The sequence below is a fragment of the Phenylobacterium sp. genome (assembly GCF_031984885.1).
Classification (GTDB): Bacteria; Pseudomonadota; Alphaproteobacteria; order Caulobacterales; family Caulobacteraceae; genus Phenylobacterium.
Window position 1 is genome coordinate 249,329 of the sequence record NZ_DAMABV010000007.1, and the last position, 19,310, is coordinate 268,638.

Sequence of the window (19,310 nt, forward strand, 5' to 3'; positions counted from 1 at the left end):
AGACGGAGGGGGACTGCTCTCAAGGCAGAGGAGTCAAAGTCACCCTCAGTCAGCCGTTCGGCTGACAGCTCCCCCAAGGGGGGAGCATCTGAAGCACGTCCGTTCATCATCGGCCCAGCTCCTGCAGGCCGGCCTTGATCAGGGCGGGGATCTCGGCGTCTTCGCCCAGGCGCAGGGCGGCCTGTTCGACCACGCGGCGGGCGTTGACCTCGGCGACGCCGAGGCCGAGCAGGGCGGCGACGGCCTCGCCCACGGCGCTGGGCGGCGGCGGGGCGGCGGGGCTGTGGATCTGGGCGTGGAAGGCGGCGACCGGGCTGTCGCTGAGCGGCTTGTCCTTGAGCTCGGTGATCAGGCGCAGGGCGAGCTTGGGGCCGACGCCGTTGGCGCGGCCGAGCGCGGCCTTGTCGTCGCGGGCGACGGCGGCGGCGAGGTCGGGCGGGGCCAGCACGTCGAGCACGGCCAGGGCCGCCTTGGGACCGACGCCCTGGATGGTCAGCATGGTGACGAAGCAGCGGCGCTCGTCGCGGCCGAGGAAGCCGTAGAGTTTCATGCCGTGGGATTCGGACCACATGCTCTCGACGTGCAGGACGACCTCCTCGCCCAGGGCCGGCAGGTGGCCGAGGGTGCGCGAGCCGCAGCGCACGACATAGCCGACCCCGGCCACGTCGATCAGGGCCTCCTCCTCGCCGACCTCGGCGACCAGTCCGCGCAGACGGCCGATCATGCGGCGGCTCCGATGCGGCGGAGCTTGCGGTGGTGGGCGTGGGCGATGGCCACGGCCAGGGCGTCGGCGGCGTCGGCGGTGGTCTTGCCGGCGGTGGGCAGCAGGCGGGCGATCATGAAGCCGACCTGGCCCTTCTCGGCCGCGCCGGTGCCGACCACGGACTTCTTGACCACGGTGGCGGCGTATTCGGCGACCGGCAGGCCGGCGCGGGCCGGGACGATCATCGCCATGGCGCGGGCGTGGCCGAGCTTCAGGGCCGAGGCGGCGTTGTTGTTCATGAAGGTCTCCTCGACCGCGGCTTCGTGCGGGGCGTGGGTCGTCACCACCTCGCTGATCGCCTCGAACAGCGCCAGCAGGCGCTCGGAGAACGGCAGGGTCTCCTTGGGGACGATCACCCCATGGGCGACATGGGCCAGGCGCGCGCCGTCCACGGCGATCACGCCCCAGCCGGTGCGGCGCAGGCCGGGATCGAGGCCGAGGATGATCAGCGGGGCGGGCATGGGAATCGGCGCGTTCGTCATCTGTTCCAACGAGGGATACAGGACGTCGCCAGGGTTAAGCAAACGTTGAGGCGAGGCGGCGGGGAAGACGCCCCGGACGCGGAGAGTTGAAGGAACCGTGCGGGGCGCAAGGCGGTTGGCCATCCCATGCAGGGAAGGACACGGCATGGAATATCGACTCTATGTGCTGAACTCCGCCGGCAAGTTCGCTGACGTCGAAGAATGGGACTGCGCCTCCGATCCGGAAGCGCTGGAGAGGGCGGCGGGACGCCGCCACGCCTTCGGGGCTGAGCTCTGGCAGGGCAAGCGCCACCTGAGCACCTTCGCCGGGCCGATAGCCCCGTCGGCGGAGGACCGAGCGGCTTAGGTTCGCCAGAAGCGGAAGGCGTCCCAACCGGCCTGGATCAGTTCGCGGGGCAGGCCGGCGACGTCGGTGAGCATCAGGGCGGGGGCGAAGATGATCGCCGACGCGCCCGGGACGAGGAAGATCGCCAGGAAGAGGCCGACCAGGGCCAGGCCCTCGAACCTGCGCAGGGCCTGCGTCCAGGCGGCCGGCAGGAACGGGCGGATCACCCCGTAGCCGTCGAGGCCGGGCACGGGCAGCAGGTTGAGCACGAAGGCGGTGGCCTGCAGGAAGGCCAGGAAGGCCAGGGCGTCGCAGAGCATGCGCGCGCCGGGCGTCGTCAGGGTGAGGGCCACGGCCCAGATCGCCGCCACCAGCACGATCAGCACCAGCAGGGTGCCGAGGGGCCCGGCCAGGGAGGCCAGGGACCGCCACCAGCGGCTGCGCATCAGGTCCTCGCGCAGATAGACCGCGCCGCCGGGAAAGCCGATGCCGCCCAGGACCACGGCCAGGATCGGGATGACGATCGAGACCCCGACGTCGACGTATTTCAGCGGGTCGAGGGTGAGGTAGCCCTTGGCGCGGATGGTGTGGTCGCCGGCCTTGTGGGCGATGAAGGCGTGGCCGAACTCGTGGGCCATGACCGCCAGGATCCAGCCCAGGATCACGAAGGCGAAGGTCGCCAGCCGTGCGAACAGGTCGGACGGGGCGTAGACCAGGGCCGCGCCGGCGGCCAGCCAGGCGGCCAGCAGGATCAGGGCGTTGGGACTGACCGCGGGCCGCGCGTCCGAGAGGTCTGCGTCGTGGCTCATGGACGGGTCACCGAGGCGATGGCGTGGTCGGGGGCCTTGGCGACGACGAGGTCGGCGCGGCCGCGGGCGTGGACGATGTGGTCGTGCAGGTTCTTCAGGTTGACCTCGTGCCAGACCATGCGGGCCAGGGCGTCGGTCTCCTCGCGGCTCATCTGTCGGAAGCGGGCGTAGAACGAGGTCGGGTCGTGTTCGGCCGCCTCCCAGAGCTGCATGAAGCGCGCGACGTACCAGCGCTCAAGATCGGCCTCGTCCGCCTCCAGATAGATCATGGCGTCGAGCAGGCCGGCCGGGCCGGTGTCGGGATGGCGCAGGGTCAGGCCCTCGACGAGCAGCACGTCGGGCGCGGCCAGGCGGCGGGTCAGGGCCGGGTCGATGTCGTAGACCACGTGGGAATAGGCCGGGAAGTCGGCGGGGCCGGTGCGGATCGCGGTCAGCGCCGTGCGCAGGGCGTCGTGGTCATAGGTGGCCGGCACGCCCTTCTGGCTGAGCAGGCCCATGGCTTCCAGGGCGGCGTTGGAGCGCAGGAAGCCATCGGTGCAGGCGATCTCGACCCGCGCCCCGCCGGCCGCGAAGTGGTCGGCCAGCGCCTGGGCGAAGGTGCTCTTGCCGACCGCCACCGAGCCGGTGACGCCGAGGATGAACGGGCCGCTCGCCGGACGCAGGGGGCCGAGCAGGTCGGCGATGTGGGGCAGGTGGCTCATCGGGCCTCAATCCGCTCGTCCCGGCGAAGGCCGGATCATGCACTGGATATGGGAATTCAGACCCCAAGCACAGCCATGCGATCAGGGGCCCGGCCGGCGGGGCCTAGAGGCCCGCGACCTTGGCGAGGTTGGGCTTGGGGATGGCCGAGACGAACGGGCCCTGGGCGTTGGCCTTGTCGCGGGCGAGCTCGGCCCAGGCGGCGGCGAAGCCGGTCGGGCTGGCCTTGCCGGGGGCGGCGATGGCGAAGCTGGGCGCGTGGCCGGCGAGGGCGGCGGTCAGCTTCGCCCAGAGGTCGAGGTTCTCGGCCGGCGCCTCCTCGCCCTCGGGCGGGCGGCCGGCGGCGATCAGGGCGGCGGTGCGGGCGACGGCGCCGTTGTCGATCTGGATGGCGAGCGCGCCCTTGGGCAGGTCCTTCAGCGCCGCGATCAGGGCGGCCAGGGCCATGCGTTCGGGCGTGGTGTAGCGCTCGCCGCCGGCCTGGCCGGAGACCTCGCCGGCCTGGCTGCGGACATAGGCCCAGCCGCCGCACTTGAAGGCGGCGTGGTGGCTGGTCTGGATCCAGATGCGGGTGCTCATGCGGGGCGCTCTAGCAGTTTGCGCACGCGCGTGCATGATCGCTCGACCAGGGAGGGTAAAGCATGCCGGCCACCACCAATCACACCAGCGTCGAGAAACTGAACCAGGCCAACGAGGGCAAGCTGCCCGGGCATCTGGGGCTGGTGATCACCGAGGTCGCCGACGGCAAGGTGGTCGGGCGGCTGAAGGTGCGCCAGGACCTGGTGGCGCACACCGGCTACCTGCTGGCCGGGGCGGTCTTGTCGGTGGCCGACATCCTCTGCGCCTATGGCGTGTCGACCGCCTGGCCGGAGGGGGCGAACGGCTTCACGACCGCCGAGGTGAAGGCCAACTTCGTCGGCACCCTGCGCGAGGGCGAGGCGATCTGCACCGCCAGCCTGCTGCACGGCGGGCGCACCACCCAGGTCTGGGACGCCAGGGTCGAGGACGCGGCCACCGGCAAGCTGATGGCCGCCTTCCGCTGCACGCAGATCATCCTCTATCCGCGGGCCTAGGCGCGGCCGCTCAGCCCATGGCGGCGATCGCCTTCAGGGCGAAGGCGACGTCCTCGGGCGTGTTGCGGATGCTGGGGGTGAGGCGGGCGTGGGAGACGCCGTAGGGCGCGGCCGAGCCGATGATCCGCCACTGGCGCAGGCGCGAGACCACGCTGCGCGGCGAGACCCCGGCGACGTCGAAGCTGACGATCCCGGCCGACATCTGCGGGCTCATCGGCGTGTGCACGCGGACATGGGGCATGGCCGCCAGGCCGGTCTTGAGCTGGCTGGCGAGGTCGTGGGTGCGCCGGGCGATGTGGTCCTTGCCCACGCCCTGGTGGAACTGGAAGGCGTCGGCCAGGGCCCAGACCTGCTCGAAGGCCTTGAAGCCGCCAGGTGTCATGCGGGCGGCGGTGGTGGGACCGGGATCGAAGCCGCCGATCCAGGCCGAATAGGCGTTGGAGGCCAGGAAGCTGGGGATGATCGGCGCGAGCCTGGGCAGGGCCTGGGGCGAGAAGAACACCACCCCGGTGCCGCGCGGCCCGAACAGCCACTTGTGGCAGCCGGCGACCAGCACGTCGCAGCCGAGCTCGGGCAGGGTGGTGTTCTCGACCCCGAAGCCGTGGACCCCGTCGACGCAGAACACGACCTGGTCGGCGGGCTGGCGCTGGGCGTTGATCGGCTTCAGGGCGTCGGCGATGGCGCGGATCGGCAGCTTCAGGCCGGTCGAGGAATGCACCCAGGTCAGGGCCAGGACCCGGGTCGCCGGCGTGATCGCCGCGGTTACGCGCCGGACGATGTCGACGGCGGAGGCGCTGGCGGCCCCGTCGTGCAGCGCGATCTTGCGCACCGAGAAGCCGTTGCGTTGGGCCGAGAGCCGCAGGGATTCGTGGGTGACGTAATAGTCGTGGACGCTGGTCAGCACCTCCTGGCCGTAGCGCAGGGTGAGGCCGCCATAGAGCAGGCCGACGCCGGAGGTGGTGCTCTCGCACAGGGCCACGTGATCCATAGGCACGCCGAAATAGGCGCCGGCCGCGGCGCGCGAGGCGTGCTGGCCGCGTTTGTTGTTGCGCTCCAGATAGGTGACCGGATTGCGGTCCAGCGCCGTGCGGTGGCGGGTGATGGCGTCGCGCACCGGCTTGGGATTGGAGGCGAACAGCATGGCCGAGAGGTCGACCTCGCTCCAGTCGAGGTCCCACTGGGCGCGCAGCCGGTTCCAGTCCGGCGGCGGCCGGGCGCCCAGGACGGGCTGCGGCTCGAGCGGCGCGGCGGCCGGTTCGTCGTCGAACTCGGCGGAGGGGCCTTCGGGCTCGGGCGCGGGGGCCGGGGCGGCGGCGGGCTCAGGCGGGGTCTTGGGTTTGCGACGGGGCCAGGCGGCCGCTTCGCCGGCCGCGCCCACGATGGGACCGGCCACCAGACCGAGCGCCAGCAGATGGCGCCGGCTCAGTTTTTCCGCCTCGCCGTCCTGGCCTGAACGCATGAAGCCCTCCAACTCTCCGTGAAGGACAATGCGCAGCTTGTTGGTCGGGTTTCGGCCATCGGGTGAAACCCGCAGGCGCGGCCTATTCGTGGCGGGGAGCCAGTTCGAAGGAGACGACGCGCGGATCGGCGCAGAGACCGGCGGCGATCTCCTCGGCGGGGATGGCGCCGCGGCGCCGGAAGGTGGCGGACAGCTCGAAGCCGCCGCCGGCCGGCAGCAGCCGGTGGGTCATGACGTCGGGCGTCAGCTTGAAGCGGGCGAGCAGGGCGACCAGCTCGCTCTCGGTGGCGAAGTCGGCGCCGGCGTAGCGGACGGTCAGGTCCATGTGGCGGTACTGCGGCAGCCGCACCTCCAGCAGGCGAAAGCCGATGAGCACGACCAGGGTGACCAGGGTGCCGCCGATGGCCAGGCTGAAGAAGCTGACGCCGTAGAGGATGCCCAGCGCCGCGGTGGTCCAGAGCGAGGCGGCGCTGGTCAGGCCGCGGACCGAGAAGCCCTCCTTGAAGATCACGCCGCCGCAGAGGAAGCCGATGCCGGTGAGGATGCCGTGCGCCATGCGGACGGGGTCGATGCGGATGACGTCGTGCGGCGTCTCGAACATCCAGCGCACCTGATGCACCGCCGCCAGCATCAGCAGGGCCGAGGCGAGGCACAGCAGGATGTGGGTGCGCACGCCGGCCGGGCGGCCGCGGTACTCCCGCTCGAAGCCGATCAGCCCGCCGGCCGCCACCGCGCCCGCCAGGGGGAGCAGGTATTCGATCGCCCAGTCCATGAGCTCAGAACGCACGAACTGCGGTTAAGCTTCCTGGGGCGGCATCCCGGTTTGCGCGGCAAGGCCGGGATCCATTCGCGCGGCGATGGCGGAATGGGGTGCGGGCGAGCCGGGGCTTGCGAGATCAGGTGTTCATGGGTCCCGGTCTTCGGCCTGCGGCCGAAACCGGGATGACACGCGGGGTTTGCCTCTCCACTTCCAAAGAGCCGGGCGATGGCGGATGGAGCGCGCCCTTATTTTCCTCCCCCGCTGCGCAGGGGAGGAAAAGGGGCCAAGACGCCCAAAAACAGCCAAGATCTTCTTATGGAAGGACAATCGCCGCGTGGGGCGGCGGGGGGTGAGATCATGCGCAGGATAGTCTTGGTTCTGGCGGTCGCCGGTGCGGCGCTGGGGCTGGCGGCGTGCGGCCACAATGTCGAGCAGCGGGCGGCGACCGGCGCGGCGGCCGGCCTGATCGTCGGCGGGCCGGTGGGCGCCGCCGTGGGCGCGGGCGTCGGGGCGGTGATCAGCAAGACCACCGACAACTAGCCAGGTTCCTGTCATCCCGGCGAGGGCCGGGACGACCGCGAAGAGGTCCTAGCCGAATTTCTCCATGTCCTCGTCGGAGATGTCGTAGTCGCCATAGACGTTCTGGACGTCGTCGTCGTCGTCCAGGGCGTCGATCAGCTTGAGCAGGGTCGGGACCGCTTCGGCGTCGACGCTGACATAGGTCTTGGGACGCCAGACGATCTTGCTGGACTTGGCCTCGCCGAGCACGGCCTCCAGCGCCGCGGCGACTTCGGCGAAGTCCTCGAAGGCGGTGTAGACGACGTGGCTTTCCTCGTCGGACTCGACGTCCTGGGCCCCGGCCTCGATGGCCGCCTCCATGACCTTGTCCTCCGAGCCGACGCTGGCCGGATAGGTCAGCTCGCCCAGGCGGTCGAACTGGAAGGTCACCGAGCCCGAGGCGCCGAGGTTGCCGCCGTTCTTCGAGAAGATCGTGCGGATGTTCGAGGCAGCGCGGTTGCGGTTGTCGGTCAGGCCCTCGACGATGATGTTGACGCCGCCGGGACCGAAGCCCTCGTAGCGGACCTCCTCGTAGTTCTCGCCTTCACCGCCCGCGCCCTTCTTGATCGCGCGTTCGATGTTGTCCTTGGGCATGGATTCGGCCCGCGCGTTGGTGACCGCGAGGCGGAGCCGCGGGTTCATCGCCGGGTCGGGCATGCCCGACTTGGCGGCGACGGTGATTTCTCGCGACAGCTTGGAGAACAGTTTGGACCGGGCCGCATCTGCGCGGCCTTTGCGGTGCATGATGTTCTTGAACTTGGAATGTCCGGCCATGTGTCTCTCTAAAGGTCAGTGGGCGGCTTCTAACCTTAGAGGCGTTTCAACGCCAGCGGGGCCGGAACCTGCGCCGCCCACAGGGGTTAGGCCTGCGCACACACGGGAGCGCAGGCAGATGAGCGAATACTTCGACGACGTGCTTGACGAAGAACCGACCGGAACGCTCGTGCGCTGGATGGACCGCCCGCCGCTGCACCTGGGGCCGGCGGCGCTGTCGGGCGCGGTGGCCGGAGCCTTCCTGCTCGGCGCCGTGGCGGCGCTGGGCCTGGTGGCGCTGAGCCGGCGCTCTACGGCGCAGCCGCGACTGGGCAATCGATTCTCTCGACTGCTCCACTAGCCATCCGGAAGACCGCGTCCTGGGGCACGTCCTGGGCCCAGGTCTCGGCCCGGGGCAGGCCGAGATAGGCGCCGCGGACCACGCGGCCCGAGCCGCCGTGGCTGACCACGATCACCTTGCGCTCAGGCTCCGGCGGCAGGCTGGCCAGCCAGTCGCGGGCGCGGGCCTCGACCGCCTCGAAACTCTCGCCGCCAGGGGCGCAGAACTGCCAGTCGCCGCGGCCGAAGGTGTCGGGATGCTCGGCGGCGAGTTCGTCGCGCAGGCGACCGTCCCACTCTCCGAACGAGACCTCGATCACCCGGGGGTCGGTCTCGACCGTCAGGCCGAGCGCGGCGCCGATGACGCCGGCGGTGGCCTGGGCGCGGCCGAGCGGGCTCGAAATCAGCCGCCAGCCGTCAGGTTTTCCGACCAGGTCCTGCAGCAACCTGCCGATGGCCGCGGCTTGGGCGCGGCCGAGCGCGGTCAGCGGGGAATCCATACGGCCCTGCTGGCGGCGTTCGGCGTTGAAGTGCGTCTGCCCGTGGCGGACGAGATAGATCATGCAGCCACCGGCGCGCAGGCCAGGCGCTCGACCTTGCCGCCCCGGAGGCGGAAGAGCGCGTCCTGAGGCGTGTCCTGCTCCAGGGTCTCCTCACGCGAGAGGCCCTGGTAGGCGCCGCGCATCAGCACCCCGGCGATGCCGTGGCTGACGGCGATGACCTTGCGCTCGGGCTCGGGCGGCAGGGTCGCCAGCCAGGGACGCACGCGGCCGTCGACGTCCTCGAAGCGCTCGCCGTCGGGGCTGTTGAACACCCAGTCGCGGCCGGCGAAGGCCGCCGGCTGCTCGATGCGCAGGTCCGCGTACATGCGGTTCTCCCACGAGCCGCAGCCGACCTCGATCAGGGCCGGCTCGATCTCGACCGGCAGGCGCAGGGCCTGGCTGACGATCGCGGCGGACTGGCGCGTGCGCCTCAAGGGGCTGGCGAGGATGCGCCAGCCCGAGAGGTCGTCGATCTGCTCGGCCAGCACGGCGGCCATGGCCCGCACCTGGGCCATGCCCAGCGAGGTGAGCTGGGAGTCGGTCTGGCCCTGGAGGCGGCCGTCGCGGTTGTAGTCGGTCTGGCCGTGGCGCAGCAGGTAGATCATTTCTTGCGGCGCACGACCGGATGCGACGACGACAGGCCGCCGTCGACGACGATGGCCTGTCCGTTGACGTAGGAGCTCTCGTCCGAGGCCAGGAACAGGGCGGCGTTGGCGATCTCGATGGGCACGCCGCCGCGGGTCAGCGGGTTGAGCTGGCCGATCTTGTCCTCGTTGCCGCGGGCCCGGGCGCCGTCGAAGATCGCCTGGGTCATGCCGGTCTCGATCAGGCCCGGGCAGATGGCGTTGACCCGCACGCCCGTGCCGTAGAACTCGTTGGCCGCGGTCTGGGCGAGGTTGATCACCCCGGCCTTGGAGGCCGAATAGGGCGAGCCGCCGGCGCCCGAGCGGATGCCCGCGACCGAGGCGGTGCAGATGATCGAGCCCTTCTCCTTGGGGATCATGACGCGCGAGGCGTGCTTCACCAGCAGGAAGGCCCCGATCAGGTTGACGCGCAGGATCTCGGCCCAGAAGGCGCCGTCCTGCTCGTCGAAGCCGGTCCAGCCGCCCGAGATCCCGGCGTTGGCCCAGGCCACGTCGAGGCCGCCGTACTCGCCCACGGCCTTGGCGACCAGGCTCTCGACGAAGGCTTCGTCGCCGGCGTCGCCGGTGACGGCGATGGCCTGGCCGCCGGCCTCGGCGACCAGGCGGGCGGTCTCGTTCACGCTGTCGGCCTTGTCGGCGATGACCAGCTTGGCGCCTTCGGCGGCGAACAGGAGCGAGGCGGCGCGGCCGATGCCGGAGCCGGCCCCGGTGATGATCGCGGTCTTGCCGGAGAGACGTCCCATGAGGTGTTCCTTGTACTTGAAGATCAGGCGCGCGCGGCCGCGGCGAGGATGGCGTCGATGAAGGTGTCGTAGAGCGCGGGCGGCAGGTCGTGGCCCATGCCCGGAACGATGCGGAGTTCAGCGCCGGGGATGGCCTTGGCCGTCGCCTCGCCGCCGAACGGCTTGACCAGCGGGTCGTCGGCGCCGTGCAGCACGACGGCAGGGACGTTCAGCCTGGCGAGGCGCTCGGTGCGGTCGCCGTCGGCGCGGATCGCCGCCATCTGGCGGGCCGAGCCGGTGGGGTTGAAGGCGCGGGCGTATTCGGCGGCGGCGCGTTCGCGCAGGGCGCCGGGCGGCCACGGATAGCCGGGGCTGCCGATGGTCTCGGCGTTGCGGACCGCGAAGTCCAGGAAGGTTTCGAAGTTCGCCTTCGGGTCCGGCGGCGCGGTGTTGAGCACGGCGCCGGCCTCCGGCGTCGGGTCGAGGGTTCCGGGCGCGCCGGTGGCCGACATGATCGAGGTGATCGAGAGCACGCGCCCCGGATGGTCGATGGCGACGGCCTGGGTGATCATCCCGCCCATGGACACCCCGGCGACATGCGCCCGCTGCACGCCCGCCGCGTCGAGGACGGCGACCGCGTCGGCGGCCATGTCGGAGAGGCTGTAGCTCTCGCCGGGCTGGAACCAGGTGGAGAGGCCGGTGTCGCGGTTGTCGAAACGGATGACGCGGAAGCCGCGGCCGGCCAGCGCGTTGCAGAAGTCCGCGGGCCAGCGGGTCATCTGCGAGCCGAGGCCGTTGATCAGCAGGATCGCCGGGGCGGACGGATCGCCGAAGGATTCGTACTCGAGTTCGACCTGGCCGTTGTTCGCGCGGGGCATGGAGGGTCCTCCAGAGGACGTCGAAACCTGGCGTGTCATCCCGGCTGGAGCGAAGCGGAAGGCCAGGACCCCTACGCGTCGATCTCTCCGGAGAGGCCTGTGCGAGTGGGGCCCGGACAAGCGCTGCGCGCTTTCCGGGATGACACGTGTTTTGGATCGCTTACGGAACCAGCACCACGCGGCCGACGGCGGCGCGGCTTTCGATATAGGCGTGGGCGCCGGCGGCGTCGGAGAGCGGGAAGACCTTGTCGACCAGGACCTCCAGCTCGCCGCGGGCGGCTTCGTCGATCAGGCGCTGGATGTTGTCGTGCACCCGGTCGGTCATGATCTCGGCGCCGAGGAAGACGCCGCGGAGCTGGCGGTTGCCGCCCATCATCGCGCCGACGTCGACCACCATCGGCTCGCGGCCGGCGGCGCCGACCATCGAGACGCGGCCGCGATAGGCCAGGGCGTTGATCGAGCCCTGCAGGGTCGGGCCGCCGACGGAATCGACCACCACGTCGACGCCCTTCTTGTCGGTGAGGCGCATGACCTCCTTCACCACGTCCTCGCGGGCGTAGTTGATGCCGTGGTCGAGGCCCAGCGGCTTCAGGCGCTCCAGGCGCTCGTCGGACGAGGCGGTGGCCAGGACCGTCGCGCCGGCCCGCTTGGCGAGCTGGATGGCGGCGACGCCGACGCCCGAGGCGCCGGCCTGGACCAGCACCGTCTCGCCGGCCTTCAGGCGGCCGGCCTCGAACAGGCAGTCGTCGGCGGTGCCGAAGGTGACCGGGATGGCGGCCGCCTTCTTGACGTCGTAACCGTCCGGGATGACCCAGCAGTTGCGGGCCGGGACCGAGCGCAGTTCGGCGTGGCTGCCCCAGTTGTTGACGGTGGCGACCTTCTGGCCGAGCTTGAGGTGGGTGACCTCGGCGCCGACCGCGACGATCTCGCCGGCGGCCTGGTAGCCGACCACGTGCGGGTTGGTCATCAGCGGGCCGCGCCAGCGGTTGAGGGTGTCGCCGCCCTCGATGGCGATGGCCTCGACCTTGATGATCACGCCGCGCGGATGCAGGTCGGGATCGGGGAAGTCCTCGTACTTCAGGACCTCGGGGCCGCCGTTCTCGTAATAGACCGCCGCCTTCATGCGCTTGCTCCCAATGACTTAAACAATTGTTTGACGGACGCTAGCCAAGACCTGGGGGGCGACGCAAGGGAAAGCGTCGGGCGCGCGCCAATCAGGCGGGCCGTCCGAACAGGAAGGTGTCGACGAAGTCCCAGAGCTCGGAGACCTCGCGCGCGGCCTCGGCGGCGGGATCGGTCTCCTCGACCGAGCGGCCGGCCTCGAGCGCCGACTGATAGGCGGCGCGGGCGCGCAGCATGATCGGGATGACCGGCAGGCGCATGAGCAGCAGGGCCTCCAGGGCGCGCTTGACGGCGGGCGGCTCCACGCCCGCGCGGGCGACCGGCGCCTGGTTGACGACGATGAGCGCGGGCTTGCGCAGGCGCCGCACGATGTCGGCGGTCTGGATGGCGGCGGCCAGGTCCAGGAAGGTCGGGCGGACCACCAGCAGGTTGAGGTCGGCGGCGACGATGGCGTGGGCGATCTCCTCCTCGACGGCGGCCGGGGTGTCGACGATCAGGGCCTGGACGCCTTCGCGGCGGGCGGCGATCTGCAGGGCGAAGAGCTTGGGGCCGGCGGACTCGGCGATGGCCGGCCCAGCATCCTTGCGGCCCTTGAGCACCTGGCTGGAGGACCGCTGGGCGTCGGTGTCGGCCAGCAGCACCTGGCGGCCGCGCAGGTGCGCGGCCAGGGCGAGGTGGACCGCCAGGGTGGTCTTTCCCGAGCCGCCCTTGCGGGCGATGACGGCGATCGTGCGCATGGGCCTGCTCCGCGCCGGCCCGCGCGCCGGCTACGCTCAAGCTAGTTCGCAGATCGCTGTGACAGACGTTCGACGTTCACGGGCTTGGCGCTTGCAGAGGACGCGGCTCTGACGTTCCTATGTTCCAGTTCGGGACACCGACCTCGCACGGACCGCGGCGTTAATCCTAATGACCCTGCACGGCAGCCAGGAACTTGCGCTCTCCGCTTCACCGCCCGACGACGCGCGCCTGATCATCGAGACCATGTACCAGGTGGCGGCCAATCCCGAGGCGTGGGAGCGGCTGATCGACGTGCTGGACGAGGACGGCCTGGGCCACGAGCCGGGCGCCGAGATCATGCGCGGCCTGGCGCTGAGCGAGGACATCGCCCGGCTGGCCAGCCGCCCCGGCGAGGGGCCCTCGGCCCTGGCGCGCCCCGACGTCGGCTGGCTGCTGCTGAACGCCCGCGGCAAGGTGGCGGCGCACAACGCCGCGGCGCGCCAGGCGCTGGGCGCGGCGGCGGCGCGGCTGGAGGTCGGCCAGGCGGTCGTCTTCGCAAACCCCGACAACGGCGAGGCGCTGAGCGCGGCGCTGGCCCGCGCGCGCGGACGCCATCGCGGCCAGGTCATCCTGAAGCTGGAGCGCGGGGGCGAGGACGGGCCGAGCTTCGCCTATGTGGTTCCGGCGCGGGCGCTGCCGGGCCTGGCCGACCTGCCGGCCGTGGCCGCCGAGGAGGACAGCTACGCGCTGGTGTTCCCGGCCGCGGCGGAGGCCGGGCGGCTGTGGTCGTCGCTGTCGGAAAGCTTCGGCCTGACCCCGGCCGAGGTGCGGCTGGCGCGCAAGCTGCGCGACGGGCGCTCGCTGCAGGACGCCGCCGACGAGATGTCGGTCAGCGTCAACACGGTGCGCAACCAGTTGCGCGCGGTGTTCGACAAGATGGGGCTGAAGCGGCAGAGCGACCTGATCCGGGCGCTGACCGAGCTGTCGTCCCTGGCCGGGCTGATCGAGGCCGGCGATCCGATCGGCGAGCAGGAGGCGGCGATCCTCCAGGCCCCGCCGGTGCAGGCCATCAGGCTGGGCGACGGCCGCCGGCTGGCCTATCGCGAGTACGGCGACCCGGGCGGGCGGGTGGTGCTGTCGTTCCACGAGGGGCTGGGGTCGAGCCTGCTGCCGCCCGGCACCGACGCGGCGGCGCGGCGGCTGGGCCTGCGGATGGTGTGCGCCGAGCGGCCGGGCTTTGGGCAGTCGGACCCGCGCCCGGACTACAGTTTCGACGGGGTGGCCCGCGACATGGTGGAGCTGTGCGACCAGCTCGGCCTGGAGCGGCTGCAGATCGGGGCGGTGCTGTCGGGGGCGCCGTCGGCGATCTCGACCGCCATCGCCCTGGGCGGCCGGGTGGAGCGGCTGCACATCTATTCCGGGCGCCCGCCGCGCGGCCAGGCCGACCGCACCCGCAATCCGCTGACCCTGATGCGCAGCCGCATCGAGGCCAATCCGTGGATGATGGAGACCTTCTTCGCGGTGCTGCGGCTGCGGCTGTCGACGGCGATGCTGACGCGGGTCATGCAGCGCTCCAGCGCGCAGTCGCCGGGAGACCTGGCCTATCTCGTCGCGCACCCGGAGGCGGCGACCTATGTGGCGGCCTATATGGGCGAGGCGCTGGCGCGCTCCAGCCGCGGCCCGACCGACGAGCTGCGGGCGTTCCGCCGGGGCCGTAACATGAGCATCGGCGGCCTGAAGGCGCCGTTGATCGTCTGGCACGGCGAGCAGGACCGGCTGGCGCCGCTCGGCCAACTGCTGGACTTCCTGGGCGACCGGGCCGACGAGGTGCATGTGACGCCCGGCATCGGCCACTTCCTGGCCCTCAAGCACTGGGACGACATCCTGCGGGAAGCGGCGGCGGCGTAACCGCCTTAGTGCATTTGCGTCATGCGACTCGGCGTCTCAGCAGGCTTTGCTGACGGCGAGGCCGTCTTTCGCCAGGGATTGCGTCCCGGACTCTGGCGTGACCACGGCCGCCTCGGCGGCGGTGGACGGGAGAGAGGTCGCCGCGGCGCTCGGGCCGGGGTGCGCTGGCCGGCTTCGGGGGAGGTCGGGCCAGGCCTCTAGGAGACGGACGCGGCCCCGCATGGGACCGCGTCCGTCACCCACTTCGGGCGCCTGTTCAATGCCTATCGTCCCGGCCGGCCGGGGAAACCGGATATCAGGCGTTGCGCTTCACGTAGGCGCGGATCGCGGCGATCACCTTGTCCTGGTCCTCTTCGGACAGATAGGGGTGCATCGGCAGGCTCATCACCACCTTGGCCTTGGCGTCGGTGACCGGCAGGCCGCCGGGCGCGGGATAGACCGAGTAGACGTCCTGCCGGTGGATCGGGATCGGGTAGTAGACGGCGGTGGGGATGTCCTGGCCCTTGAGGTGCGCGGCCAGGCCGTCGCGGTCGTCGGTCTCGATCGTGTACTGCGCCCAGACGCTGACCCCGCCGTCGATCACCTTGGGCGTGCGCACCACGTCCGAGAGGCCGGCGGCGTAGCGGTCGGCGACGCGGTTCCGGGCGCCGATCTCGTCGGCGAAGATGGTCAGCTTCTGCAGCAGCACCGCGGCCTGGATGGTGTCCATGCGGCTGTTCATGCCGATGCGCAGGTTCAGGTACTTGGGGTCGTGGTCGAAGGTCTTGCCCTCGAGGTCGGACTTCACCGCCTGGCCGTGGACGCGCAAGCTGACCAGCAGGTCGTGCAGGCGTGCGTCCTTGCACAGCACCGCGCCGCCGTCGCCGTAGCAGCCGAGCGGCTTGGCCGGGAAGAAGCTGGTGGTGGTGACGTCGGCCCAGTGGATAGGGTGCTGGCCGTCCAGGGTGCAGCCGAAGCCCTGGGCGCTGTCGGAGATCAGCTTCAGGCCGTGCTTCTTCGCCACCGCCGAGATGGCCGGATAGTCGGCCGGCTGGCCGAACAGGTCGACGGCGATCACCGCCCTGGGGGTCAGCTTGCCCTGCGCTTTCACCGCCTCGATGGCGGCGTCGAGGGCGACGGGGTCGAGGTTGTAGGTCTGCGGCAGGATGTCGACGAACACCGGCGAGGCGCCGACCAGGGGCATGACCTCGGCGGTCGCGGCGAAGGTGAAGGAGGGGCAGAACACCGCGTCGCCCGGGCCCACGCCCCAGGCCATCAGCGGCAGTTGCAGCGCCTCGGTGCCCGAACCGCAGGAGAGGACGAAGGGCGCGTCGCCGAACGCGCCCAGCGCCGCCTCGAACTGGCCGATCTCGGGACCCATGACATAGGCGCCGGAGCGGACGACCTTGAGGATCGCGTCCTCGAGCGGCTGGCCGAGGCGCGCGCGCTGGGCTTGCAGGTCGATGAAGGGGATCGGCATGGCGGGCATCTCGCGTAACGAAGCGGCGCGCTTCATGGCACGCGTCGGGAGCCTAGGCCAAACACGGTTGTTTTCGGAACGTTTCTCGGCGCGGGAAGGTCCCGGCGGCGCCCCCCGACGCCTCCGGGACCAGAACCCTTCCGACGCCCGGCGGCCACGCCGGGGCGGAGAAGGGCCCTACTGGAAAAGGGGGAGCGTGATCCCGCCGCGCGGGCGTCCGTCAGGGGATCACGCTCCGGCCGCGGAGATCAGGCGGCCATCCGCCCGGCGAGGGGCAGAAGCGATTCGACCACCAGCCGGCTGAGCATGCGCCCCTCCATGGGAATGATGGCGTCGATGAAGCGGGCGCTGGAGGTGGAGTCCATCTCCGGCGGCGGCTGGAGCAGGGATTCGTCGATGACGAAGGTCTCCTGCACCGCGTCGACCAGCAGGCCGGCCAGGCGCTCGCCGTGCTGGACCACGACGATGACGTGGCGCGAGGAGGCTTCGGTCCGGCCAAGGTCCAGGCGGTTGCGCAGGTCCAGCACCGGCATGATCGAGCCGCGCAGGTTGATCACGCCCAGCATGTAGGAGGGGGTGTGCGGCATCGGCGTGGCCGCGGTCCAGCCGCGGATCTCGCGCACGGCCCGGATGTCGATGCAGAACTCCTGGTCGGCGATCTCGAAGGAGATCAGCTCGAACTTGCCGTCCACGTGCGCCGGGTGCGTGGAGGTCATCAGAACTCCTCCCATTTCTGGGCTGCGGCGGCGAGCTGGGCCTGGGCCTGGCGGGCCGGGCTGCGGGCGGGGACGTGGCGGCCCTCCTGGGCCGGTTCGGGCCGCGCCTTGGCCGGCGGCGCCGTGCCGGTCCGGAACCGGGTGACCAGGTGCGCCAGCTCGCTGCCTTCGCTCTTGAGGCTGGCGGCGGCGGCGGTGACCTCCTCGACCATGGCGGCGTTCTGCTGGGTGACCTCGTCCATCTGGTTCACGGCGCTGTTGACCTCGTTGAGGCTGACCGCCTGCTCGTTCGACGACATGGCGATCTCGGAGATCAGGCCGTCGATCTCGGTGACCTTGGCGACGATGCCGGTCAGGGCCTCGCCCGTCGCGCCGACCAGCTTCACGCCGCGCGAGACCTGTTCGGTGGAGGAGGAGATCAGCGCCTTGATCTCCTTGGCCGCGTCGGCGGAGCGCTGGGCGAGGGCGCGGACCTCGGAGGCGACCACCGCGAAGCCCTTGCCGGCGTCGCCGGCGCGAGCGGCCTCGACCCCGGCGTTCAGGGCCAGCAGGTTGGTCTGGAAGGCGATCTCGTCGATCACCCCGATGATCTGGGTGATCTGGCCCGAGCTCTGCTCGATCTCGCCCATGGCCGAGACCGCGTCGCGCACCACCTCGCCGGAGGAGATCGCGCCGTCCTTGGCGCTGGAGGCGGCGGCCGAAGCCTGCTTGGCGCCTTCGGCGCTGCGCTTGACGGTGGCGGTGATCTGGTCGAGCGCCGCGGCGGTCTCCTCCAGGCTGGCGGCCTGCTGCTCGGTGCGGTGCGACAGGTCGTTGGAGGCCGCGGCGATCTCGTCGGAGCCGCTGCGCAGGGTCCCGGTCGCCTCGGAGATCGCGCCGATGGCGGTGCGCAGGGATTCCACCGCGGCGTTGAAGTCGTTCTTGATCTGCTCGTGCGCGCCGGTGAAGGCGGCGTTGATGTGGGTGGTCAGGTCGCCGTCGGCCAGCTTGCGCAGGCTGTCGGCCAGGATCTCCACGACCTTGTTCTGCTCTTCCTCGACCTGGCGGCGCTGGGCGTCGGCCTCGCGGCGCGCGGCCTCCAGGGCTTCCAGATAGACCGAGATGGCGAAGTCCATGTCGAGCAGGGTCGCCTTGACCAGGGCCCCGACCTCGGCCGCGGTCTGCTTGGAGTTGGTGGACCTGATCCCGAAGCCGCCCTTGGGCCAGCGGGCCGCCAGCAGCTTCTCGATCAGCGATTCCAGGACCAGGGCGTAGCCGCCGATGTACCAGCGCGGCTCCAGGCCGATCCTGGCGTGGACCTCGCCGACGGTGGTGACGGCCCTGACATAGCGCTCGTCCAGCCGGCCGCTGGAGATGACGTCCCAGTGGTCGACCTGCTTGTTCTTGGCTCCGGAGATGTGGCTCTCGCTGGAGAAGAACTTCTTGGTCTGCGGCGTGGCGCGGACCTGCTCGTAGAAGCGGTCGAGGGCGCCCGGCAGCTCCTGCATGATGATGTTCTTGACGCCCTTGATGTCTTGCAGGGCGGCCGGCGTAAGCTTGATGAACTCGAGACGTTCGGCCAGTGCGTTGGAAGACGTCATTCCATACCCCCCTTGGGCAGATGTTCCGCTGAGCGAATGACGGGGGCTGTTCGGTTAACGCCGGAATAACGCTGCAATGTAGACGAAGTGTTTGGCGTGGGTTTGTTTTGCAGAAATTACGTAAAACCCGGAATATCAATATAGAATAACCGAGTTATACAGTATTTGAGGGGGTGGGTGCGGCGGCTACATGAGCGGCGGCAGGTCGACGCGCAGCGTGCCGATCAGGCCGGGGTCGCACCAGTCGGTGAAGCCGCACTGGGCCGGGCCAAGGTCGGTGTCCTCGTAGCGCAGCTCGAAGGACAGCTTCTTCCAGGTCGCGACGGCGCCGAGGTTCCAGTAGGTGCGGTCGTGGCCGTGCTCGATCCAGCGGCGTCCGACGCCGGCCTTGAGGGTCAGGGCGGGGCGCAGGGCGTAGGCCGCCTCGCCCTCCAGCCGCCAGGCCTCGCCGGAGCCGTAGGAGGCCTCGGGCACGAAGCTGGTGGCGGCGGTCAGCGCCCAGGGGCCCTCGGCGCGGCGGGCGGCGGCCTTGAACTGGACGAAGTTGTAGGTCGGCCCCCAGACATGCTCGTTCGGGAAGGCGGTGAACATCGCCTCCAGGGTCAGGCGGGTCTTGCCGTCCTTCAGGTCGAAGGTCTTGCCGCCGTAGAGGTCGAGTTCGTAGGAGGTGTCGCCCGGATCGTCGAAGTCGACCTGGGTCGCAAACAGCCCGGCATAGAAGCCGTCCGGCCGCCACCAGTGGACATAGGCCTGCAGGGCCGGGTTCCCGTCCGAGCTGCTGACCCCCTGGTAGCGATAGTCGCTGGTCAGCCAGACCGATGAGAAAAGCCCGCCCCGGCTCGATTGGGCCTGGACGCCGGTCGGGAGAAGCCCGGCCGCCAGGGCGAGCAGGAGCCCGCACGGGGGAGCAGGCGATTTCAGTTTCATCTCGGCCTCGCCGCTCGCTTGAGTTCGACGCGGCCAGGGCTACCGGCTTTAGGATATCGATGTTACTGAAATCGC

23 protein-coding genes are annotated in these 19,310 nt (G+C 70.8%); 5 read left to right on the forward strand and 18 right to left on the reverse strand.

Annotated features, from left to right (window positions below; genetic code table 11):
* Positions 1-106: 106 nt before the first annotated feature.
* Positions 107-724, reverse strand: a complete 618-nt coding sequence (gene ruvA / locus RTL41_RS13025) for a Holliday junction branch migration protein RuvA (RefSeq protein WP_312165056.1) — start codon at positions 722-724, stop codon at positions 107-109.
* Positions 721-1,245: a crossover junction endodeoxyribonuclease RuvC gene (gene ruvC / locus RTL41_RS13030; protein WP_312165058.1), complete on the reverse strand. Its 525-nt coding sequence runs from the start codon at positions 1,243-1,245 to the stop codon at positions 721-723. Before ruvC ends, ruvA begins: the two co-directional genes overlap by 4 nt.
* 145 nt (positions 1,246-1,390) lie before the next feature.
* Between ruvC and RTL41_RS13035 the strand changes: the two genes are divergently transcribed.
* Positions 1,391-1,591 carry a hypothetical protein gene (locus RTL41_RS13035; RefSeq protein ID WP_312165060.1) on the forward strand — a complete coding sequence of 67 codons (201 nt, stop codon included), beginning with the start codon at positions 1,391-1,393 and terminating at the stop codon, positions 1,589-1,591.
* On the opposite strand, the gene RTL41_RS13040 is transcribed toward RTL41_RS13035, so the two are convergent.
* The 3 genes from RTL41_RS13040 to RTL41_RS13050 all read right to left on the reverse strand — a co-directional run bounded on the left by RTL41_RS13040 (position 1,588) and on the right by RTL41_RS13050 (position 3,657).
* Complete coding sequence (locus RTL41_RS13040) at positions 1,588-2,379, reverse strand: site-2 protease family protein (RefSeq protein ID WP_312165062.1); 792 nt, start codon at positions 2,377-2,379, stop codon at positions 1,588-1,590. The genes RTL41_RS13035 and RTL41_RS13040 overlap by 4 nt on opposite strands.
* Positions 2,376-3,080 (reverse strand): hypothetical protein, encoded by a 705-nt coding sequence (locus RTL41_RS13045; protein WP_312165065.1) that lies wholly within the window; start codon positions 3,078-3,080, stop codon positions 2,376-2,378. Before RTL41_RS13045 ends, RTL41_RS13040 begins: the two co-directional genes overlap by 4 nt.
* A 103-nt stretch (positions 3,081-3,183) precedes the next feature.
* Positions 3,184-3,657, reverse strand: coding sequence for a hypothetical protein (locus RTL41_RS13050; RefSeq protein WP_312165066.1), 474 nt, complete (start codon positions 3,655-3,657; stop codon positions 3,184-3,186).
* 62 nt (positions 3,658-3,719) lie between these two features.
* Here RTL41_RS13050 and RTL41_RS13055 point away from each other — a divergent pair, with 62 nt between their 5' ends.
* The gene (locus RTL41_RS13055) at positions 3,720-4,151 is read left to right on the forward strand and encodes a PaaI family thioesterase (RefSeq protein ID WP_312165068.1); all 432 of its coding nucleotides are present in this window, start codon (positions 3,720-3,722) and stop codon (positions 4,149-4,151) included.
* 10 nt (positions 4,152-4,161) lie between these two features.
* Here the strand turns inward: RTL41_RS13055 and RTL41_RS13060 are convergent, their stop codons facing one another.
* Positions 4,162-5,610: an aminotransferase class V-fold PLP-dependent enzyme gene (locus RTL41_RS13060; protein WP_312165070.1), complete on the reverse strand. Its 1,449-nt coding sequence runs from the start codon at positions 5,608-5,610 to the stop codon at positions 4,162-4,164.
* 82 nt (positions 5,611-5,692) lie between these two features.
* Positions 5,693-6,397, reverse strand: coding sequence for an MgtC/SapB family protein (locus RTL41_RS13065; protein WP_312165072.1), 705 nt, complete (start codon positions 6,395-6,397; stop codon positions 5,693-5,695).
* Positions 6,398-6,727: 330 nt separating this feature from the next.
* Here RTL41_RS13065 and RTL41_RS13070 point away from each other — a divergent pair, with 330 nt between their 5' ends.
* Positions 6,728-6,910: a hypothetical protein gene (locus RTL41_RS13070; RefSeq protein ID WP_312165074.1), complete on the forward strand. Its 183-nt coding sequence runs from the start codon at positions 6,728-6,730 to the stop codon at positions 6,908-6,910.
* A 48-nt stretch (positions 6,911-6,958) separates the two neighbouring features.
* Here RTL41_RS13070 and RTL41_RS13075 read toward each other — a convergent pair whose 3' ends face one another.
* On the reverse strand, positions 6,959-7,702 hold the full coding sequence (locus RTL41_RS13075; RefSeq protein ID WP_312165076.1) for a YebC/PmpR family DNA-binding transcriptional regulator: 744 nt from the start codon (positions 7,700-7,702) through the stop codon (positions 6,959-6,961).
* Between the two features lie 118 nt (positions 7,703-7,820).
* On the opposite strand from RTL41_RS13075, the gene RTL41_RS13080 reads away from it, so the two are divergent.
* Positions 7,821-8,042, forward strand: coding sequence for a hypothetical protein (locus RTL41_RS13080; protein WP_312165077.1), 222 nt, complete (start codon positions 7,821-7,823; stop codon positions 8,040-8,042).
* Here RTL41_RS13080 and RTL41_RS13085 read toward each other — a convergent pair.
* The 6 genes from RTL41_RS13085 to RTL41_RS13110 all read right to left on the reverse strand — a co-directional run bounded on the left by RTL41_RS13085 (position 7,993) and on the right by RTL41_RS13110 (position 12,665).
* The gene (locus tag RTL41_RS13085; RefSeq protein WP_312165078.1) at positions 7,993-8,583 is read right to left on the reverse strand and encodes a histidine phosphatase family protein; all 591 of its coding nucleotides are present in this window, start codon (positions 8,581-8,583) and stop codon (positions 7,993-7,995) included. The genes RTL41_RS13080 and RTL41_RS13085 overlap by 50 nt on opposite strands.
* Positions 8,580-9,167 (reverse strand): histidine phosphatase family protein, encoded by a 588-nt coding sequence (locus RTL41_RS13090; RefSeq protein WP_312165080.1) that lies wholly within the window; start codon positions 9,165-9,167, stop codon positions 8,580-8,582. The genes RTL41_RS13085 and RTL41_RS13090 overlap by 4 nt, the downstream gene beginning before the upstream one ends.
* Positions 9,164-9,949, reverse strand: a complete 786-nt coding sequence (locus RTL41_RS13095; protein ID WP_312165082.1) for an SDR family oxidoreductase — start codon at positions 9,947-9,949, stop codon at positions 9,164-9,166. Before RTL41_RS13095 ends, RTL41_RS13090 begins: the two co-directional genes overlap by 4 nt.
* Before the next feature lie 23 nt (positions 9,950-9,972).
* Positions 9,973-10,806, reverse strand: a complete 834-nt coding sequence (locus RTL41_RS13100) for an alpha/beta hydrolase (protein WP_312165084.1) — start codon at positions 10,804-10,806, stop codon at positions 9,973-9,975.
* A 160-nt stretch (positions 10,807-10,966) separates the two neighbouring features.
* Positions 10,967-11,929 carry a zinc-binding alcohol dehydrogenase family protein gene (locus tag RTL41_RS13105; protein ID WP_312165086.1) on the reverse strand — a complete coding sequence of 321 codons (963 nt, stop codon included), beginning with the start codon at positions 11,927-11,929 and terminating at the stop codon, positions 10,967-10,969.
* A 91-nt stretch (positions 11,930-12,020) separates the two neighbouring features.
* On the reverse strand, positions 12,021-12,665 hold the full coding sequence (locus tag RTL41_RS13110) for an AAA family ATPase (protein WP_312165088.1): 645 nt from the start codon (positions 12,663-12,665) through the stop codon (positions 12,021-12,023).
* Positions 12,666-12,834: 169 nt separating this feature from the next.
* Here RTL41_RS13110 and RTL41_RS13115 point away from each other — a divergent pair, with 169 nt between their 5' ends.
* A complete protein-coding gene (locus tag RTL41_RS13115) occupies positions 12,835-14,553 on the forward strand; it encodes an alpha/beta fold hydrolase (protein ID WP_312165090.1) in 1,719 nt (572 codons plus the stop codon).
* Positions 14,554-14,848: 295 nt separating this feature from the next.
* Here the strand turns inward: RTL41_RS13115 and RTL41_RS13120 are convergent, their stop codons facing one another.
* From RTL41_RS13120 to RTL41_RS13135, 4 genes are all read right to left on the reverse strand, one after another.
* Entirely contained in the window at positions 14,849-16,012 is a 1,164-nt protein-coding gene (locus RTL41_RS13120) for a DegT/DnrJ/EryC1/StrS aminotransferase family protein (protein ID WP_312165092.1), read from the reverse strand.
* 248 nt (positions 16,013-16,260) lie between these two features.
* A complete protein-coding gene (locus tag RTL41_RS13125) occupies positions 16,261-16,728 on the reverse strand; it encodes a chemotaxis protein CheW (protein ID WP_312165094.1) in 468 nt (155 codons plus the stop codon).
* Positions 16,728-18,308 (reverse strand): methyl-accepting chemotaxis protein, encoded by a 1,581-nt coding sequence (locus tag RTL41_RS13130; RefSeq protein WP_312165096.1) that lies wholly within the window; start codon positions 18,306-18,308, stop codon positions 16,728-16,730. Before RTL41_RS13130 ends, RTL41_RS13125 begins: the two co-directional genes overlap by 1 nt.
* A 186-nt stretch (positions 18,309-18,494) precedes the next feature.
* Positions 18,495-19,235 (reverse strand): TorF family putative porin, encoded by a 741-nt coding sequence (locus RTL41_RS13135; RefSeq protein ID WP_312165098.1) that lies wholly within the window; start codon positions 19,233-19,235, stop codon positions 18,495-18,497.
* Positions 19,236-19,310 lie beyond the last annotated feature (75 nt).

Coding starts and splice junctions, on each gene's coding strand:
- RTL41_RS13130 (WP_312165096.1), bottom strand. CDS start 18,308: ATGACGTCTTCCAACGCACTGGCCGAACGTCTCGAGTTCATCAAGCTT.
- RTL41_RS13035 (WP_312165060.1), top strand. CDS start 1,391: ATGGAATATCGACTCTATGTGCTGAACTCCGCCGGCAAGTTCGCTGAC.
- RTL41_RS13105 (WP_312165086.1), bottom strand. CDS start 11,929: ATGAAGGCGGCGGTCTATTACGAGAACGGCGGCCCCGAGGTCCTGAAG.
- RTL41_RS13135 (WP_312165098.1), bottom strand. CDS start 19,235: ATGAAACTGAAATCGCCTGCTCCCCCGTGCGGGCTCCTGCTCGCCCTG.
- RTL41_RS13090 (WP_312165080.1), bottom strand. CDS start 9,167: ATGATCTACCTGCTGCGCCACGGCCAGACCGACTACAACCGCGACGGC.
- RTL41_RS13100 (WP_312165084.1), bottom strand. CDS start 10,806: ATGCCCCGCGCGAACAACGGCCAGGTCGAACTCGAGTACGAATCCTTC.
- RTL41_RS13045 (WP_312165065.1), bottom strand. CDS start 3,080: ATGAGCCACCTGCCCCACATCGCCGACCTGCTCGGCCCCCTGCGTCCG.
- ruvC (WP_312165058.1), bottom strand. CDS start 1,245: ATGACGAACGCGCCGATTCCCATGCCCGCCCCGCTGATCATCCTCGGC.
- RTL41_RS13125 (WP_312165094.1), bottom strand. CDS start 16,728: ATGACCTCCACGCACCCGGCGCACGTGGACGGCAAGTTCGAGCTGATC.
- RTL41_RS13050 (WP_312165066.1), bottom strand. CDS start 3,657: ATGAGCACCCGCATCTGGATCCAGACCAGCCACCACGCCGCCTTCAAG.
- RTL41_RS13110 (WP_312165088.1), bottom strand. CDS start 12,665: ATGCGCACGATCGCCGTCATCGCCCGCAAGGGCGGCTCGGGAAAGACC.
- RTL41_RS13115 (WP_312165090.1), top strand. CDS start 12,835: ATGACCCTGCACGGCAGCCAGGAACTTGCGCTCTCCGCTTCACCGCCC.
- RTL41_RS13060 (WP_312165070.1), bottom strand. CDS start 5,610: ATGCGTTCAGGCCAGGACGGCGAGGCGGAAAAACTGAGCCGGCGCCAT.
- RTL41_RS13070 (WP_312165074.1), top strand. CDS start 6,728: ATGCGCAGGATAGTCTTGGTTCTGGCGGTCGCCGGTGCGGCGCTGGGG.
- RTL41_RS13120 (WP_312165092.1), bottom strand. CDS start 16,012: ATGCCGATCCCCTTCATCGACCTGCAAGCCCAGCGCGCGCGCCTCGGC.
- RTL41_RS13055 (WP_312165068.1), top strand. CDS start 3,720: ATGCCGGCCACCACCAATCACACCAGCGTCGAGAAACTGAACCAGGCC.
- RTL41_RS13080 (WP_312165077.1), top strand. CDS start 7,821: ATGAGCGAATACTTCGACGACGTGCTTGACGAAGAACCGACCGGAACG.
- RTL41_RS13085 (WP_312165078.1), bottom strand. CDS start 8,583: ATGATCTATCTCGTCCGCCACGGGCAGACGCACTTCAACGCCGAACGC.
- ruvA (WP_312165056.1), bottom strand. CDS start 724: ATGATCGGCCGTCTGCGCGGACTGGTCGCCGAGGTCGGCGAGGAGGAG.
- RTL41_RS13040 (WP_312165062.1), bottom strand. CDS start 2,379: ATGAGCCACGACGCAGACCTCTCGGACGCGCGGCCCGCGGTCAGTCCC.
- RTL41_RS13075 (WP_312165076.1), bottom strand. CDS start 7,702: ATGGCCGGACATTCCAAGTTCAAGAACATCATGCACCGCAAAGGCCGC.
- RTL41_RS13095 (WP_312165082.1), bottom strand. CDS start 9,949: ATGGGACGTCTCTCCGGCAAGACCGCGATCATCACCGGGGCCGGCTCC.